Consider the following 16,891-nt stretch of genomic DNA (forward strand, 5'->3'; position numbering starts at 1 on the left):
ATGTTCCGGATCGTCGGGCGACGCCTTGACCAGTCTTATTGCCTCTGCCGCACGCAGAGCTTGATCTTCTGACAGGGAAGGAAGATCCATGAACAATGTGGCGAACGCGGCTCGCGCGGGCTCCCCTTCGTTCAGCGCCGCTGCGACGCCCGTCAATCTTTCGACGAGATCGGAACAATCGACCGGGCTTTTCACGACATGGGCGAAAAGTCTGTTCAATTCATCGACGGGACGCGGCATGAAACCGCTCGCTGTCTTGGTCAGAAGTCGGATCGGGCCGATGGCAGGACCGTGCCGGTCGCATGAGACGCCGCTTGCGTCTCCGGCGGGCGCAAGACAACAACACGATGTTCCAGGAAAAGCTTCAGCAATCATCAAAACGAAATCCCGTTGCGGCAACTTACGGGCAAAAAAGAACATAGCACGAACATGATGTCAAGACCGCGAACCGTCAACGAGCATCTGTGGCCTTGATCGATGGGAGTCGTTCTTGTCAGGAGAACAATCGCTTCGGCCGCGCCACAAGCCAAACGCCGCCCATTATGGTCATCGCCAATCCCGCCAACGTAATTACACTCGTTGGATGAAAGGGAATCTCTCTCCAATGTGGACCGACGATGTCGGCCGTGTCGAAAGGCTCATCGGCATAGAGGCATAGAACCAGAGCCGCGTTGTTTTGCAGCATTTCCAGCTCGATTTTGTCTGCAAGCGCGCGAACGCGGGCGCGATCGCCCTCCATGGTCAGGAGATGCATGAGAAGCGCGCGCGTCCCCGCCAGATAAGCGTGGCTGCATTCATTGAACGGGCTGCTCTCGTCATTGACGCTGCCCGGAATCATGCCCCACATGCAGGCGAAAGATTGGAGATGGATATAGCCCTGCAAACGCCTCATCGTCGGGTCGGTCGGCGTCTGCTCGGAAGCCAGCTCAAGAATCTCCGATCGATGCGCGGCTATGACGGCCATCTGGCCATGGGTCAGGGCGCTGATTGACAGCCCCTTGACAGGGCCCTCATGTGTCAAGCCTCGATGATGCGCCGAAGCGGGAGAGATCGGCGGCGCCGCTAGGAACAATCCTGCCGCCGCCATGAAGAGCTTGAAAAGAAGCGACGTTTTCATCCCTTTAGCCGCGAGGGCGGGCCGACGGGGAGTCATTTCGGCTCGGACCCGGCTCGCATCGGGCCAATGGAGGACAAGGTCCAGCGCCCTCGGTCGCCGCTGAGCCGCGTCACCGACAAGGGCGACACGTCAATGCGCCAGAAGGAGCGCGGCCCGGCCTCGATGGCATGGACGATCGCGGCGCGTATGACGGAAGCATGGGTGACGGCGACGGTCAGACCCGACTCGCCGCTTTGCGCATCCAGCCATTGCGCGACGCGAGACAGAAGATCCTGAACGGCTTCGCCGCCATGAGGGGCGGCGTCGGGAGTCTTCAGCCATTCAGCGAGGGCTTGCGGTTCTTCCGCCTGCACTTCGGCCAGCGTGCGGCCGGCCCAGCGGCCGTAATCGCATTCGCGCAGCATGGGCTCCGGCGTCGCGTCGAGTTTCATGGCTTCCGCAGTCTGCCGCGCCCGAAGGCTGGGGCTGACGAAACAGCGATCCGCATGCTGAAGATTGTGACGAAGGCCAGACAGTTTTTGACGCGTGAGATCGTCGATCTGTTCGTCGCCCGGAAATCCGGCATTGCGGTTGGCTGAGGTCGGGGCGTGGCAAAGCAGTCTTAAACGAGTGGTCATGTTTCAACCGCTCGCCGCGCCCCAGGGTTCATTCGGCGGAACGCCCTGTTCATAAGGCCGCAGGTTTCAGCCGCAATCCATTTTCGGCGATCGCGGCGCGTTCCGTCCAGGCGCCAAAGGCAAGTCCAAGGATAGCCCACATGATCATTTGCGCCCCCAAAGACGCAATTCTGAACTGCCAGAGCAAGTCCGCCGGAAAAGCTTCCGGCACTTCATTGACGCCGGGAAGCGCCAATGACACTCCGGCCATGACGGCGATATAGCTGGCGGCGGCGATCAAGGCGGCGTTCCACGCGCCAAAGCGGGGATTGAGCCGCAGGCGCAGCATTCCCGCCGCGATCATCGCCGCAAGCGAGATCAGGATCATGACGAAATACAAGCTCGTGCGGATCGCGATCGTGTCGGCAAGGCCGACCGAAGGCGGGTTGGCGGGATATTTGAGGCTCGGAACGATATAGACGGCGACAAGCCCCGCCGCCGCCAGCAAAGCCGATGTGGCCCTTGGGCCGAAATCGCCCATCCGGCCATATGCCAGAGCGAAAACGAGCGCGAAAAGGCCGCCGAAGGCTGTGCTATAGACCATGACGCCGGTCAGGAGACCGAAGCTGGCTTGCACCTCTCGACTGACCAGTTCGGGTTCGGCCTCCTCTTTCGGCAGAGCGACGCCTTTGGCCTTGGCCTCGGCCGCTTTGGCCTGAGCCTTGGCCTCGTCCATGGCCGTTTCGAAGGCGATGGCGCGATCCACCTGCGGTTCGCCGACGATTTTCAAAAAACCGAAGGACAAAAGTCCGGCGAGGAGGCCGACCAGCATCCCGCGTGTGAGCAATTTTCCAACCATGATGGCGATCCCTTCAGGGCAGCGCAAATCCCGACCCGACCGCCAAGCGGTCTCGGGCCTTCCCATGGGCTTCAATTTTCAGATCAGAAAGACCGGCGACGATCTCTCAGACGCCCCTCTGCCTCAGTGGCAGGGGAAGCCAAGAAGATGACGGCCGTCATGCACGAATTCATGCACATACATGCCCTTGAACAAGGACGCGGCGCCCTGTTCGGCTCCGATGAAATAAATCGCCAGCATCAGCAGCAAGCCGCCGAAAATCGCCCAAGGCAGAACTTCGCGGAGCGGAAGGGCGACAGCATGGGCCTGCGGCGAATAGGTAAGGGTCGACATAAAAAAAACTCCTTGGATTTCGCGTCCAGTTCGAGGCTGCGTGATCGTGAGAGGGGTCTGACTACAGCCCGGCTTCGATTGCCGGGTCATTACAGTGGCGCGACCGTGCCGGAATCTCACCGGCTTCCGCACCTCACGAAGATGCAGCTTTCAGCTATACACTTATTTCAGTTCCGCGAGCAAGTCGCGGAGGGCGTTTCAGCCGCCGGCATCGCTCTAACGCCAAGCGGGGGATTCTGACCGCTGGACTCTGGCCAATCCTCCCTTGCCGTCCCATATTGCAGGCATGGCGAAAAAACCTTCTTCCCGCGGCAAGGCCTCAAAACCTGACGTGAAGCCGCTCGGCGATCATCTTGCCGCCTTGCTGAACCCGGCCCTCGTCGGCAAGGGTTTTGAAGAGGCCGCCTCGCCTTATCTCGCCGAGCCCCTTAGCGCGGAAGAAGCCGCACGATACGGACTCGGGCAGGAACCCGAGATCACGCGCGAAAAGCCGCGCCGCCGCGCTCCCGCCCGCGAAGAATTCCAGACCGCTTCCGGCGCCACGGCGGACGTTTTGCAAGACCTGCTGGAAAAGGGCGATCCCAATCTCCGCGACGCCAAGCCCTGGACTCCGCACCGCCCGGACCGGCCCGAAAAATCCGAGGGCGGCGTCAAATTCGAACTCGTGTCGGAATATCAGCCGGAGGGCGACCAGCCGCGCGCGATCGAGGAGCTGGTGGCAGGGCTGAACGCGCAGGAGCGCGATCAGGTGCTTCTCGGCGTCACCGGCTCCGGCAAGACCTTCACCATGGCTCAGGTGATCGCCCGCACGCAGCGGCCCGCGCTGATTCTTGCGCCCAACAAGACCCTCGCCGCCCAGCTTTACGGCGAGTTCAAGAGCTTCTTCCCCAATAATGCGGTGGAATATTTCGTTTCTTATTATGATTATTACCAGCCGGAAGCCTATGTGCCGCGCACGGACACCTTCATCGAGAAGGAAAGCTCGATCAACGAGCAGATCGACCGGATGCGCCATTCCGCCACCCGCGCCTTGCTCGAACGCGACGACGTAATCATCGTCGCCTCCGTGTCCTGCATCTACGGCATTGGCTCGGTCGAGACCTATACGGCCATGACCTTCTCGATCAAGACCGGCGAGAAGCTCGACCAGCGGCAATTGCTGCAAGACCTCGTGGCGCTGCAATACAAGCGCACGCCGGATTTCGCGCGCGGCAATTTCCGCGTGCGCGGCGATACGGTGGAAGTCTTTCCGGCCCATTACGAGGACCGCGCCTGGCGCATCACCTTCTTCGGCGACGAAGTGGAATCGCTGGCCGAATTCGATCCCCTGACCGGCAAGAAGATGCAGGACCTCGAACTGGTCAAGTTCTACGCCAATTCGCATTATGTCACGCCGCGCCCGACCCTGTTGCAGGCTGCGGATTCCATCAAGAAGGAGCTGCGGCAACGGCTCGACGAGTTGCACGCCTCGGGGCGCCTGGTCGAAGCGCAGAGGCTTGAACAGCGCTGCCTGTTCGATCTCGAAATGTTGCAAGCCACCGGCTCCTGCGCCGGCATCGAGAATTATTCGCGCTATCTCACCGGCCGCCGCCCCGGCGAGCCGCCGCCGACCCTGTTCGAATATCTGCCCGATAACGCCATCGTCTTCACCGATGAAAGCCATGTCACCGTGCCGCAGATCGGCGGCATGTATCGCGGCGACTTCCGCCGCAAGGCGACGCTGGCCGAATATGGCTTCCGCCTGCCCTCCTGCCTCGACAACAGGCCGCTGCGCTTCGAGGAATGGGACGCGATGCGCCCGCAGACGGTCAATGTCTCGGCGACGCCGGGCGATTGGGAAATGAACCAGACCGGCGGCGTCTTCGTCGAGCAGGTGATCCGCCCGACCGGCCTGATCGACCCTCCGGTCGAAGTGCGCTCGGCCCGCACCCAGGTCGACGACCTGCTCGGCGAGGCGCGCGACATGGCCCTGCGCGGCTTCCGCACCCTGGTCACCGTGCTGACCAAGCGCATGGCGGAAGACCTCACCGAATATCTGCACGAGCACGGCGTGCGCGTGCGCTACATGCATTCCGATATCGACACAATCGAGCGCATCGAGATCATCCGCGACCTGCGTCTCGGCGCCTTCGACGTGCTGGTCGGCATCAACCTGCTGCGCGAAGGCCTCGACATTCCGGAATGTGCGCTGGTCGCCATTCTCGACGCCGACAAGGAAGGCTTTTTGCGCAGCGAGACGTCGCTGGTGCAGACCATCGGGCGCGCGGCGCGCAATGTGGACGGCAAGGTCATTCTCTATGCCGATCGCGTCACCGGCTCGATGGAGCGCGCCATGGGCGAGACCACGCGCCGCCGCGAAAAGCAGCTCGCCTGGAACGCCGAGCACGGCATCACCCCGGCGACCATCAAGCGCGGCATCGCCGACATTCTCGGCTCGGTCTATGAGCAGGATCATGTCAGCGTGGATGTCGGCCTCGCGGCGCCGGCCATCGGCCATAATTTCGAGGCCACAATCGCCGATCTGGAAAAGAAGATGCGCGCGGCGGCGAGCGATCTGGATTTCGAGACCGCCGCGCGGCTGCGCGACGAGATCAAGCGCCTGCAGGCGGTGGAGCTGACCGTCTCCGACGATCCGCTGGCGCGCCAGAGCGACGTGGACGCCGGTGGCGGCGCCTTCCTCGGCGCGAGCAAATATGGCGCGGCCGCCAATCTGCCTCCGTCCCGCATCCACAAGCCCACCGACGAGGATATGGGGCCGCATAATTTCGGCGGCGGCGAGGCGCGGCCCAAAGCCTCCGCAAGCTGGAAGCACAAGGGCAAGCGGCGCTGAGCATCGCTTGCTTGCGAAGCTGCGCGGGCGGATAATCCCGGAAAAACACCGGGAGGACGCCATGCTTGGACTGATGCAGCGGCGCGAGCTGCTGATTTCGTCGCTGATCGCCCATGCAGCGCGGCATCATGGCGAGGCGGAAGTCGTCTCCCGCCGCGACGACGGCCGGATCGCCCGCACCACCTATGCCGAGCTCGAAACACGCGCCCGGAAGCTTGTAAGCGTGTTGCGCGACCTCGGCGTCGCGTTCAGCGACCGCGTCGCCACTTTGGCCATGAACAGCGACCGCCATCTTGAGCTTTATTACGCCATTTCCGGCATGGGGGCGGTCTGCCACACCATCAATCCGCGCCTGTCGCAGGACGACATCGCTTATATCGTCGACCATGCCGAGGATGGCTTCATTTTCACCGATCCCGCTTTCCTGCCCATCGTCGCCGCCGTCGCGCCAAGGGTCGCGCATGTCCTGCGCGGCGTGATCGCGCTGTGCGAACCGGACGAAATCCCGGCCTGCGAACTGCCGCCGGAGATCGCCCTCTATTGCTACGAAACGCTGCTGGACCAGGCCCGCGACGCGCCCGACTGGCCCATTTTCGCCGAAGAGACGGCCTCGGCGCTCTGCTATACGTCCGGCACGACCGGCAAGCCCAAGGGCGCGCTTTATTCGCATCGCTCGACCGTACTTTACGCCATGGCCACCAATGCGCCGGATGTATTCGGGCTGCGCGCGACGGATCGCGTGCTGCCTGCCGTGCCGATGTTCCATGTCAACGCCTGGGGCCTGCCCTATGTCGCGCCCATGGCCGGCGCGTCTCTCCTCATGCCGGGGCGCCATCTCGATCCGGTCTCGCTACTCGCCCTGCTGAACGACGAGCGCGCGACCTTCTCAGTGGGCGTGCCGACCGTCTGGCTCAATCTGATCGGCCACATGCGCCAGACCGAGGAAAGCTTCGAGACGCTGCAACGGATTCTCGCCGGCGGCGCGGCCTTCCCGCGCGCGCTGATTGCGGAATTCGAGCAGCGCGGCGTCAGCGTGAGGCATGGCTGGGGCATGACCGAAAGCAGCCCGATCGTGACCGCCAATGCGCCCAAGCCGACGACCGCCGCGCTCGATGCGGAGGCCCTGCTCGATCAGCAGGCCAAACAGGGACGCGTCGTCTATGGCGCGGACGTGCGCGCCGAGAATGAGGCCGGCGAAGTTCCGCGCGACGGCGTCACCCAAGGCAATCTGGCGCTTCGCGGCCATTGGGTGGCGAATGGCTATTACCTCCTGCCTGAGACCGAGATCGCTCCCGACGCCTGGTTCCCGACCGGCGACGTCGGCGTCGTCGACGCCGAAGGCTATGTCCTGCTCACCGACCGCACCAAGGACCTGATCAAATCCGGCGGCGAGTGGATCAGCTCCATTGCGCTGGAAAATATCGCCGTCGGCCATCCCGACGTCGCGGAAGCCGCGGCCATCGCCGAGCCGGACGAGAAATGGGGCGAGCGCCCGCTGCTGGTCGTGGTCCCGCGCACCGGCCACGAGCCACAGCCCGAGGACGTGCGCGCCTTTTTCAACGGCAAGGTGCCAAACTGGTCGATCCCCGACCGCGTCATCATCGCCGAGGAACTGCCCCACGGCGCGACCGGCAAGATACTCAAGTCCGAACTGCGGCGGATTTATACGCCGCGCGAGGGGTGAGCTTTACTTCGCCGCCGTCGCGACCGGAAAAACCGTTTCCCAGCCGCCGCCGAGCGCCTTGAACAATTGCACGAGGTCGAGCCCCAGATTGGTGGTGCTTTCGGCCAGCCTTTGTTCCGCAAGCAGCGCGGTGCGCTGGGCGTTCAGGACGTTGATATATTCGGTCACGCCCTGCTTGTAGCGCGTGCGGGCGATGTCCAGCGCCCGGCCCGCATGTTCGACTTGCGCCTTGAGGCGGGCGTTGCGCTCACGCTCAAGCCTGTGCGCTGTCAGGGCATTGATAACATCATGCCAGGCTTGCAGCACCGTGCGGTGATAGAGCAAAGCCGCCTCCTGCTGCTGCGCCGTCCGCAATTCCACCGTGTTCTGGAGACGACCGGCGTTGAAGATCGGCAGCGAGACGCTGGGGCCGAAATTATATTGCAGCGAATTTGCCTGCCACATTTTCGGCAGCGTGAGCGAATCGAAGCCGACCACGCCATTGAGTTGCACGGTCGGATAGAAAGCAGCGACGGCCACGCCGATATTGGCCGTGGCTTCGTGCAATTGCGCCTCGGCCGCGCGAATGTCCGGGCGCCGCCGCGCCAGTTCCGACGGCACGCCGACCGGCGCGACCGGCGGCGTCAGCGGCAATGCGCGCGGCGAGCCGAGCTTCGCCCGCAAGGCGCCCGGCGGCTCATCGAGCAGGAAGGAGAGCGCGTTGATCAGCTCGGATTCCTTCTGCTCCAGCGCGGGCAGCTCCGCCTTCACGGATTCGATCTGGGCGGCCGCGTTTTCGGTGTCGAGCGCGCTTTGCACGCCCGAGCGCTGGCGCTCCTGCGTCACCTGCAACACGTCTTCGCTGATCTTGAGATTGTCGCGCGCGATGCCGAGTTGCACCTGGGCGCCGCGCAGGGAGAAATAGTCGCGCGCCACCTCCGCCAGGGCCGAGACGAGCGCGCCGCGCCGCTGCTCGGCGCCCGCCTGCACGGTCGCGTCGGCGGATTCAACCTGACGGCGGACATGGCCCCACAGGTCCAGCTCCCATGAGGCGTCGAAGCCAGTATAGTAATCAGTTATCGGCTGGATCGAGAAATTCTGGCCGGCCGGAACGAGCGGCGCAAACAGGCTGACGAGGCCGTTTTGGCTGAAATTCTCGCGATTGACCTTGGCGTCGCCATTGACGCTCGGCAATTGCGCCGCGGCGGCGACATTGCGCTGGAACCGGCTTTCCGCCAGCCTGATCGTCGCCGCGCGGACGTCGAGATTGGCTGCTGCGACTTGAGATTCGAGATCTGTCAGGGTTCGGTCATGGAATATCGCCCACCAGTTTGGGTCGGGCGGCGCGGTCAGCGAGCCGCTGGCGTCCGGCGCGGCAAAGGACCTTGACGGCAGGCCGGTTTCGGGCGGCGCGAATTCCGGGCCGACCGAACAGGCGGCGAGCAGCGACAGGCCCGCCAGCGCACAAAACGGGCGCAAATGCCGAAACAGGGAGCGCTTGCCGATCAATGCGCCGCTCCCGGTTTGCCATCGGATTTGCGTCCCGTCATCAGGAAGCAGAAGGGCACGACGGCAAAAGCCACAAAAGCACAAGCAACGAATGTGTCGGAATAGGCCATGATCGCGGCCTGCGTCCGGATCAGGCGATAGATCTGCCCCATGGCCATGTCATGCGCCACTGTCGCGGAATGGCCCATCGCCTTGAGGGCATTGGCGTAAGTGGCGACCAACTCGTTGAAAGGCTGATTGAACACCGTGGCGTGTTCGGTCAAATCATGTTGATGGGTCTGGGCGCGTTGGGTGATATTGGAGGTCGAAAGCGCGATGCCGACCGATCCGGCCACATTGCGGAACATGGCGAACAGCGCCACGCCATCCGGCGTGAACTCCCGAGACAAGGTCATATAGGCGACGGTGCTGATCGGCACGAACAGAAAGGCCAGGGCCGCCGTCTGGAACAGGCGCATCCCGACCAATGTGCCGAAATTGACATTCGCCGCCAGATGGCTCGAATAAAGCATCGAGAAACCCATGATGGTGAAGCCGACCGCGATGAGATTGCGCGCCGGCGTCACCTTCAGCAACCGCCCGACGAAGGGAATGAGCGCCATCACCACGAAACCGCCCGGCGACAGGATCAGGCCCGCCCAGGTTGCGTTATAATTTAGATATTGCTGCGCCAATTGCGGAATCATCACGGCGCTGGAGTAAAGAATGCCGCCCGTCGCCGCGATCATCAGGCAGCCTGTGGCGAAATTGCGGTCCTTGAACACGTCGAGATGGACAATGGGCTTGCGCGCAACGAGCAGCCAGCCGATCGCGCCCAGGATTCCAAGAAAAGCCATCAGGGCCATGAGCTGGATGAAGGGCGAGTTGAACCAGTCGTCGTCGGAGCCGCGATCCATCATCACTTCGAGACAGCCGAGTCCAATGGTGATGAGCGACAGGCCGATGAAGTCCAGGCCCCGGCTTTTGCGCTCCTTGACCCAGGGCGGGTCCTCGACCAGCGCCATGACCAACACAACCGCGACAATGCCGACCGGGATGTTGAGAAAGAAGATCCAGCGCCACGAGGCCTGATCGGTGATGAAGCCGCCGAGCGTGGGGCCGAGCACCGGCGCGACAATGGTCGCCAGGGCCGCGACTCCGAAAGCCGCGCCGCGCCGCGCGGGCGGAAAGGTGTCGATGATGATCGATTGCTGATTGGGCTGCATGCCGCCGCCAAAAAAGCCTTGGGCGAGGCGGAAGACGATCAGCTGGCCGAGGCTCGTCGCCACGCCGCACAGGAATGAGCAGACAGTGAACATGGCGATGCAGATGACGAAATAGCGCTTGCGGCCCAGAAGATCGCCGAGCCAGCCCGAAATCGTCAGGACGATGCCATTGGCGACGAGATAGGACGTCAGCGCCCAGGTCGCCTCGTCGGCGCTGGCGGAAAGACTGCCGGCGATATGGGGCAGCGCGACATTGACGATGGTGGTGTCGAGCACCTCCATGAAGGTCGCGAGGGTCACCGCGACCGCGATCAGCCAGGGATTTCCGCGCGGCTTCCATTCGCCGTGCGTGGACGCCGCCGCGTCGCTCATTTCAACGCCACCGTGGGAACGACCGAAAGGCCAAGCGGCAGCGGCCGTTCAGGATCAAGCCCGCTGTCGATCGCGATCTTTACGGGCACGCGCTGCACCACTTTCACGAAATTGCCGGTGGCGTTTTCCGGCGGGAAGGCGGTGAATTTCGTTCCGGAGCCCTGCTGTATGCTGTCCACATGGCCTTCCAGCTTCAGATCGGGGAAGGCGTCCACCTCGATATTCACCTTCTGCCCGGGACGCATCCTCTTGAGCTGGCCTTCCTTGAAATTGGCGGTCACCCAGCGCTCCGGCCCGACAATGGCGAAAAGCTGCTGGCCGGGCGCGACATAATTGCCCAACTCGACATTGCGCTTGGTGATCCAGCCGTCCTGCGGCGCGCGAAGCTCGGTCCAGGAGAGATTGAGTTCGGCCTGATCCAGCCGCGCCTGCGCCTGCTGGACCGCGCCCTGAAGCTGGCCGATCTGCTTCTCGATCTCTCCGACGCGCTGCGGCACAGGCGACGCCTGCACCACCTGCGCCTCGGCCAGCGCCACCTGCGCTTTGGCCTGCTCCATCGCCGCCTTGGCCGCGTCCACGTCCTGCGCCGAGGTGGCGAGCTTGCTGAGCGAACGCTGGCGGTCGTAATCCGCCTGGGCCTTGGCCAAAGTCGCCTTGGCGGAGGCGAGCTGCGCCTGCGCCTGCGCCAGCAGCGCGGGGAAATTCTTCTGCGCGACCTCGAAGCCATTTTGCTGCGCGGCGAGTTGCGCCTTGGCCGAAGCCAGAGCGCCGGCGGCGAGATCGCGCTCGAACTGATATTGCCGCGGGTCGATCCGCAGCAGCTCCTGGCCCTGTTTGACGAATTGATTGTCCGCCGCGTCGAGCGAAACGACATTGCCCGAGACGCGCGGCGAAATCATCATCGCCCGGCCGTCGGTATAGGCGTCGTCGGTGGATTCGATATTGCGGCCCGAGTACCAGAGGTAGGATCCGCCCAGCGCCAATGCCAGAACCACGCCGAGCCCGACCGGCTTGAGCCGCGCGGCCCGCCGATTCCGCGCCTCGTCGCGGGGATCGATCGCCGCCGGCTCCAACGATTGCGTATTCGTCACCCCGATACTCCGGCCCGCTTGCCGTTTCGGCATAAACCAAATGGCGACGCTTGTCTTGAGCCTTCGAGCCGACTTGGCGCAAAGCGAAATTGCGCTCCCGCAACGGCGTCCAGAAAAGCCGAAGCCCGGCGCAGGCCGGGCTTCGATCTTGAGCTGGAGGCTCGGCGCGGATCAGGCGTCCGAGGCCGCCGCTTTCCGGCCGCGAGACGGCAGAAGCTTCTGGACGATCCCTTCGAGCGGGTCCCCGGCCGGGCCGGAGCCGACCAGCAGGGGCAGGCCAAGAATCGCGCGCATTTTTTCGAGCGTCTTGAGGGTCTGCGGATCCATCTCGTCAGGGGAGCCGGCGATGAATTCGACGGTGGCGATCGCCCGCTGGCGGTCCTCGAAATCCGTCAGCAGGTGCGGCAGCGTCGCGATGGCCCGCTCCGGCGCGAATTCGACCACGATCGTCTGTTCGCGGATCAGGGCGTTGCGCTTTTCGGCGCCGAGCGAGGCGAAAGGCTCGTCCCTGCTGAGCACCTTCGCGGAACGCTCGAGACGATCGCGCCGAACCGCGCCGCGCGATTCCGCCATCAGGATCAACATGCGGATCACCGCGACCTCGAAGCCGCCGCGATCGATCGCCAGCAGTATCTCCTCGACCTCCGGCAAATGCGCCAGTTCGCCCGGATCAAGCCGCTTGCGCTGATAGGCGTTGGGGGCGCCGAGGCGCAGCATGGCCGGCTGGCCGTAGATCCCGAAGAAGGTCATTTCATAGGCGGCGTCGCGAATGTCGCGCCAGAAGTCGAAGGTCTGGACGACGCTGTCGGCCCAGACTTTCTCAATACCGAGGAACGGATTGCCGCTTTCCGCCGGCTGGCGCGCTTTGGCGACGTTTTCCGCCGCCTGCGCGACGAATTTCATCACCGGGTTTTCGTCCGCGAAGATGCGCCGTTGCACGCGCGACGGATGGGTCTTGCGCAGGAATTCTGCGGTCTGCCCGTTGAAGCTGGCCTGGACCATCGGGCGCACGCCCATGTCATAGATTTCGCTGGCCATTTCCGACAGGCGCGACACGGTGGCGAACATTTTCTCGTCGTCGCGCGAATCGTCGAAGCCGGCCAGATCGCTCATCTTGCGCTCGCGGAAGCTGACGAGGAAATGCGCGTCGACGCCTTCGCCCGTCTGCTCGTCAATGACCATTTCGTAAAGGCCGGGCGCGAGCGCCTCGATGGTCTTCAAGGTGGAGGTCACTTCGGCATGTTCCTTCTTCGCAATGGAAGAGGAGACGAAAATGCCGAGATGGCCGACCTTGTCATGCAGCATGTAGATGATGCGCTGGCCCCGGATGCGGATTTCATGCTCGTCGACGAAGGTGTCCACGATCCAGTTCAGCGCCTGCTCGGGCGGGGTGATGTTGTCGCCCTTCGAGGCGAAGACGATGATCGGCGAGCGGATGCTGCGCAGATCGAGCCGGCGGCCGCGTTCGATGCGCGCCTCGCCGCGCGACAGACGGTTGCCGACGAAGATCTGCTCGACGATCCAGTGGATTTCGGACTCGTTGAGATAATGGAAGCCGCCCCACCAGCGCTCGAAATCGAGGAAGCTGTGGCGCGATTTCTCGACATTGGCGAAGAGGTCGTAATATTTGCCGAAGAAATTGCGGCCCGGATTGAGCTGCTCGAAATTCGAGACGAGATTGGCGCCGTCGAAGACGCCGCCGCCGATGTCGGACAGGATCAAGGCCGGCAGGATGCCGCCGAGCAGGCCGCCGTTGTAACGCATCGGATTTTCGCCCTTGCGTCCGGACCAGGCCGCGACCGGGGCGCCATTGATCACCAGCGGACCGGTAATGTCGGGATTGGCCGCCGCGAGCACCAGCGTCGCCCATCCGCCTTGGCAATTGCCGACGACGATCGGCTTGGGCGCCTCGGGATGGCGGCGGCGGATTTCGGCGACGAATTTGGCTTCAGCGCGCATCACGTCGGCGAGCGTCTGCTCGGGCTCGGGCATCGGCCGGAACACGGCGAAATAGACCGGATGGCCGCCATGAAGGGCGACGCCGACCTGGCTGTCCTGCTTGAAGCCGCCGATGCCCGCGCCATGGCCCGCGCGCGGGTCGATGATCAGATAGGGACGCTTCCAGTCGAAAACCTCGACGCCCTCCGGCGGCTTGATCTTCAGGAGCACGTAATTGACCGGCGGGGACAAGTCCTTGCCGTCGAGCGCGACCTCGTAATCATAGATCAGGACGGGCGGGGTGCCGGCGGCCTCATGCGCGATATCATTGTTGCCGCGCTCGCGCAGGACGTCGAGCGTCAGGACATAGCGCTCGCCCGCGTCGCGGGCGTAGGCGCGCGCCTCCTTGAGCAGTTCGCCATGATTGGCGGCGTCCTGCAAGCGGTTGAGCAGCGGATTCAGCTGCTCCCAAGCGCCGCGGAGGCGCTGGCCGTGGGTCCGGGTGATCTTCTGCACATGCGCGCTGAGGATCGCGCCAAGATTCTGCGCCTGCGCCGCCTGGGTCGAGCCGTCTTCAGCCTCGCGGCGGAAGATGTTTTCGGGGCTATAGGTCGAGGTCATGGGGCATTCCTTCAGGAAATGGCGGGAACGAGCGGCTGCTTCAGGCCGAGGAGTTCCGAGGTATGGGCGGCGATCATGCGTTCTTCGTCGGTCTTCAGGACCAGCGCGACGACGGGCGAGCCCTTTTCGGAGATGACGCGTTCATTGGCCGCATTGGCCTCCGCGTCGATCTGGATGCCGATCCACTCCATGTTTTCGAGAATGGACCGGCGGACGTGGACGGCGTTCTCGCCAATGCCGCCGGTGAACACGATACAATCCAGGCCGCCAAGCATTGCGCAGAGGCCGCCGATCTCGCGGCGCACGCGCCGAACGAAATAGGCGATCGCGTCCTTGGCGGATTGTTCGCTCGAAGCTTCGAGCACGCGCATGTCATGCGAAATGCCCGACATGCCCTTGAGGCCGGAGTTCTTGTAGAGCAGGTCGGTGATCTCGGCCGCGCTCATCTTTTTCTCGGCCATCAGATAGAGCACGACGCCGGGGTCGAGCTGGCCGCAACGTGTGCCCATGGGCAGGCCATCGAGCGCCGTGAAGCCCATGGTCGAGGCGACCGATTTTCCGGCGTGAATGGCGCAGAGCGAAGCGCCATTGCCAAGATGGGCGACAATCACTTTTCCGCGCGCCAGAACCGGCTCCTCATGACGCAGGATTCGATGGATGAATTCATAGGACAGGCCGTGAAAGCCGTAGCGGCGCACGCCCTCGTCATAATATTGGCGCGGCAAGGCGAATGTATCGGCAAGATAGGGATGCCTGCGATGGAAAGCGGTGTCGAAACAGGCTACCTGCGCAGCCTTGGGGAAAGCTTCGATCGCCGCCTCTATTCCCGCGAGATTATAGGGCTGGTGCAAGGGCGCCAGCGGCTCGAAGGTGTGAAGAATGCGGAAATTCTCGGCGTCGATGAGCAAAGGCTCGGAATAGATCGGCCCGCCATGGACGACGCGGTGGCCGACGCCGACGACATTGCCGCCGTGCTCTTCCTTCTCCATCCAGTCCAGCACCGCCGTCAGCGCCACCTTGTGATCGACCGCATGATGGGATTGATCGAGCGCGAACTGCGTCTTGTCGCCATTGCTCTTCTTCGCCGTGAAGGTCGCGTTGGCGCCGATGCCGTCGATGAGGCCGAGCGCGAGCGGGATCAGCTGGCCCTCCGCGATCTCATACACCGAGAATTTGACCGAGGAGGATCCGGCGTTGATGGTCAGAATAATGTCGGCCATTTTCTTCCTTTTTCCATGCCCCCGGGGCGGCCGAGGCGGCGCGCATGGGAGAGAGCGGCTCGCGTCCGGGGCGCCGCCGTCGAATGATTGTCGCGTCAGCGCGGCCTTACTCGGCCGCGAGCGCCTTGGACTCCACCGGGCCGGCATAAGCGCGGCCGTTCTGGCGCCAATAATTATAGAGCTGCGCCAGGGCGCAGGAAACGAGACGCGCCTTGTCATTGTCGGCGCGGCTGGTGAGCATGACCGGGGCGGAGGCGCCGACGACGAGGCCGGCGGCCTCGGCATGGGCGACGAAAGTCAGTTCCTTGGCCAACATGTTGCCCGATTCCAGATTGGGCGCGATCAGCACATTAGCGTGGCCGGCGACCAGCGAGGCGATGCCCTTGGTGCGCGCCGCATCCACGTCGATGGCGTTGTCCATGGCCAGCGGGCCGTCGACGACGCCGCCTTTAATCTGGCCGCGTTCGGCCATTTTCGACAGGATCGCGGCGTCGAGGCTCGACGGAATGGCGGGATTGACCGTCTCGACCGCCGAGAGCACGCCGACCTTCGGCTCGACGCCGCAGGCGAGCGCGAGATCGATGGCGTTCTGGACGATATCGACCTTGGTCAGGAGATCCGGCGCGATATTGATCGCGGCGTCGGAGACGAACAGCAGATCATCGAGGGTGAGCGTGTCGAGCACGAAGACATGGCTGATACGGCGCCCCGTGCGCAGGCCGCCATCTTTCTTGACGACGGCGGCGAGCAGATCGTCCGAATGCAGATCGCCCTTCATCACCGCGCCGGCCTCGCCCGCGCGCACCATGGCCACGGCCTTGTCGGCGGCGGCGCGATGGTTTTTCTCCTCGATGATCCTGAAGGGCGAAAGATCCGCCTCCAGCTCCAGCGCCGCCTCGGCGATGCGCTCCGGATCGCCGATGAAGATCGGCTCGATCAGGCCCTTCTCGAACGCCAGCAGCGGGCCATTGAGCGCATTATGGCTCTCGGGGCAGACGACGACGGTCTTCAGACGCGGCAATTGCGCGGCCAAAGCCAGCAGGTGGGAGAAATGATCCTTCTTATCCATGATGAGGGCCGGCAGCTCGCGCACCGGAGTCTCGACATTGCGGATCGGCGCGTCGATCAGGGCCGTTCCCTTGCAGACGAGTTCGCCCTTGCCATTGGCGATGACGGTCTCGAAAACCACAGTCGGCTCAGCGCGCTTTTCGCGGCAGGTTACCGTCACCCGCAGGCGGTCGCCGACATGAACGCGGTTGAGAAATTCGAAATTCTGCTCCCGATAGAGCGTGCCCGGGCCGGGCAGGATATTGCCGAGAACGGCCGAAATCAGCGACCCGACCCACATGGACGGCGCGATCGGCGCGTCCGCGACCGGCGCGTCCTCGTCGGAGGGCAGCATCAGCGGATTAACATTGCCGGAGACATGGGCGAAAAGAAACAGGTCGCGGTCGGCGCAGACGCGCTCAATCGTGGCCGTGTCGCCCACCTGCAGCTGGGCCCAGGTCTTGTTGGAAATGGTTTTGGCCGTCTTCAT

At 63.6% G+C, this 16,891-nt stretch carries 13 protein-coding genes and 1 riboswitch; of the genes, 2 read left to right on the forward strand and 11 right to left on the reverse strand.

Going from position 1 to position 16,891, the window contains the following annotated elements; translation table 11 throughout:
• From QZ409_RS14855 to QZ409_RS14875, 5 genes are all read right to left on the reverse strand, one after another.
• Positions 1–240 (reverse strand): hypothetical protein (locus QZ409_RS14855; protein WP_296712856.1); only part of this gene is annotated, 240 nt, incomplete at its 3' end.
• 253 nt (positions 241–493) lie between these two features.
• The gene (locus QZ409_RS14860; protein ID WP_296712858.1) at positions 494–1,117 is read right to left on the reverse strand and encodes a hypothetical protein; all 624 of its coding nucleotides are present in this window, start codon (positions 1,115–1,117) and stop codon (positions 494–496) included.
• Positions 1,118–1,149: 32 nt separating this feature from the next.
• Positions 1,150–1,734: a histidine phosphatase family protein gene (locus tag QZ409_RS14865; protein ID WP_296712860.1), complete on the reverse strand. Its 585-nt coding sequence runs from the start codon at positions 1,732–1,734 to the stop codon at positions 1,150–1,152.
• 49 nt (positions 1,735–1,783) lie between these two features.
• Positions 1,784–2,572, reverse strand: coding sequence for a CbtA family protein (locus tag QZ409_RS14870; RefSeq protein WP_296712862.1), 789 nt, complete (start codon positions 2,570–2,572; stop codon positions 1,784–1,786).
• A gap of 123 nt (positions 2,573–2,695) precedes the next feature.
• The gene (locus tag QZ409_RS14875) at positions 2,696–2,905 is read right to left on the reverse strand and encodes a CbtB-domain containing protein (RefSeq protein ID WP_296712864.1); all 210 of its coding nucleotides are present in this window, start codon (positions 2,903–2,905) and stop codon (positions 2,696–2,698) included.
• A gap of 47 nt (positions 2,906–2,952) precedes the next feature.
• Positions 2,953–3,072: riboswitch (cobalamin riboswitch) on the reverse strand.
• A 119-nt stretch (positions 3,073–3,191) separates the two neighbouring features.
• On the opposite strand from QZ409_RS14875, the gene uvrB reads away from it, so the two are divergent.
• Entirely contained in the window at positions 3,192–5,735 is a 2,544-nt protein-coding gene (uvrB, locus tag QZ409_RS14880) for an excinuclease ABC subunit UvrB (RefSeq protein WP_296713063.1), read from the forward strand.
• A gap of 61 nt (positions 5,736–5,796) precedes the next feature.
• Complete coding sequence (locus QZ409_RS14885) at positions 5,797–7,419, forward strand: long-chain fatty acid--CoA ligase (protein ID WP_296712866.1); 1,623 nt, start codon at positions 5,797–5,799, stop codon at positions 7,417–7,419.
• Positions 7,420–7,422: 3 nt separating this feature from the next.
• Here the strand turns inward: QZ409_RS14885 and QZ409_RS14890 are convergent, their stop codons facing one another.
• From QZ409_RS14890 to QZ409_RS14915, 6 genes are all read right to left on the reverse strand, one after another.
• Entirely contained in the window at positions 7,423–8,907 is a 1,485-nt protein-coding gene (locus QZ409_RS14890) for an efflux transporter outer membrane subunit (RefSeq protein WP_296712868.1), read from the reverse strand.
• A complete protein-coding gene (locus QZ409_RS14895) occupies positions 8,904–10,484 on the reverse strand; it encodes a DHA2 family efflux MFS transporter permease subunit (protein WP_296712870.1) in 1,581 nt (526 codons plus the stop codon). The genes QZ409_RS14890 and QZ409_RS14895 overlap by 4 nt, the downstream gene beginning before the upstream one ends.
• Positions 10,481–11,575 (reverse strand): HlyD family secretion protein, encoded by a 1,095-nt coding sequence (locus tag QZ409_RS14900; RefSeq protein WP_296712875.1) that lies wholly within the window; start codon positions 11,573–11,575, stop codon positions 10,481–10,483. Before QZ409_RS14900 ends, QZ409_RS14895 begins: the two co-directional genes overlap by 4 nt.
• A 171-nt stretch (positions 11,576–11,746) precedes the next feature.
• Positions 11,747–14,134 (reverse strand): DUF3141 domain-containing protein, encoded by a 2,388-nt coding sequence (locus tag QZ409_RS14905; RefSeq protein ID WP_296712878.1) that lies wholly within the window; start codon positions 14,132–14,134, stop codon positions 11,747–11,749.
• An 11-nt stretch (positions 14,135–14,145) separates the two neighbouring features.
• Complete coding sequence (locus tag QZ409_RS14910) at positions 14,146–15,354, reverse strand: acetate/propionate family kinase (RefSeq protein ID WP_296712881.1); 1,209 nt, start codon at positions 15,352–15,354, stop codon at positions 14,146–14,148.
• A gap of 106 nt (positions 15,355–15,460) precedes the next feature.
• Complete coding sequence (locus tag QZ409_RS14915; protein ID WP_296712885.1) at positions 15,461–16,891, reverse strand: bifunctional enoyl-CoA hydratase/phosphate acetyltransferase; 1,431 nt, start codon at positions 16,889–16,891, stop codon at positions 15,461–15,463.

Source organism: Rhodoblastus sp., from assembly GCF_019449565.1.
GTDB lineage: Bacteria > Pseudomonadota > Alphaproteobacteria > Rhizobiales > Beijerinckiaceae > Rhodoblastus.

Excerpts from the sequence above, each read along its gene's own strand:
- QZ409_RS14905 (WP_296712878.1), bottom strand. The coding sequence starts at position 14,134 with ATGACCTCGACCTATAGCCCCGAAAACATCTTCCGCCGCGAGGCTGAA.
- QZ409_RS14870 (WP_296712862.1), bottom strand. The coding sequence starts at position 2,572 with ATGGTTGGAAAATTGCTCACACGCGGGATGCTGGTCGGCCTCCTCGCC.
- uvrB (WP_296713063.1), top strand. The coding sequence starts at position 3,192 with ATGGCGAAAAAACCTTCTTCCCGCGGCAAGGCCTCAAAACCTGACGTG.
- QZ409_RS14885 (WP_296712866.1), top strand. The coding sequence starts at position 5,797 with ATGCTTGGACTGATGCAGCGGCGCGAGCTGCTGATTTCGTCGCTGATC.
- QZ409_RS14865 (WP_296712860.1), bottom strand. The coding sequence starts at position 1,734 with ATGACCACTCGTTTAAGACTGCTTTGCCACGCCCCGACCTCAGCCAAC.
- QZ409_RS14915 (WP_296712885.1), bottom strand. The coding sequence starts at position 16,891 with ATGAAGACGGCCAAAACCATTTCCAACAAGACCTGGGCCCAGCTGCAG.
- QZ409_RS14910 (WP_296712881.1), bottom strand. The coding sequence starts at position 15,354 with ATGGCCGACATTATTCTGACCATCAACGCCGGATCCTCCTCGGTCAAA.
- QZ409_RS14875 (WP_296712864.1), bottom strand. The coding sequence starts at position 2,905 with ATGTCGACCCTTACCTATTCGCCGCAGGCCCATGCTGTCGCCCTTCCG.
- QZ409_RS14860 (WP_296712858.1), bottom strand. The coding sequence starts at position 1,117 with ATGAAAACGTCGCTTCTTTTCAAGCTCTTCATGGCGGCGGCAGGATTG.
- QZ409_RS14895 (WP_296712870.1), bottom strand. The coding sequence starts at position 10,484 with ATGAGCGACGCGGCGGCGTCCACGCACGGCGAATGGAAGCCGCGCGGA.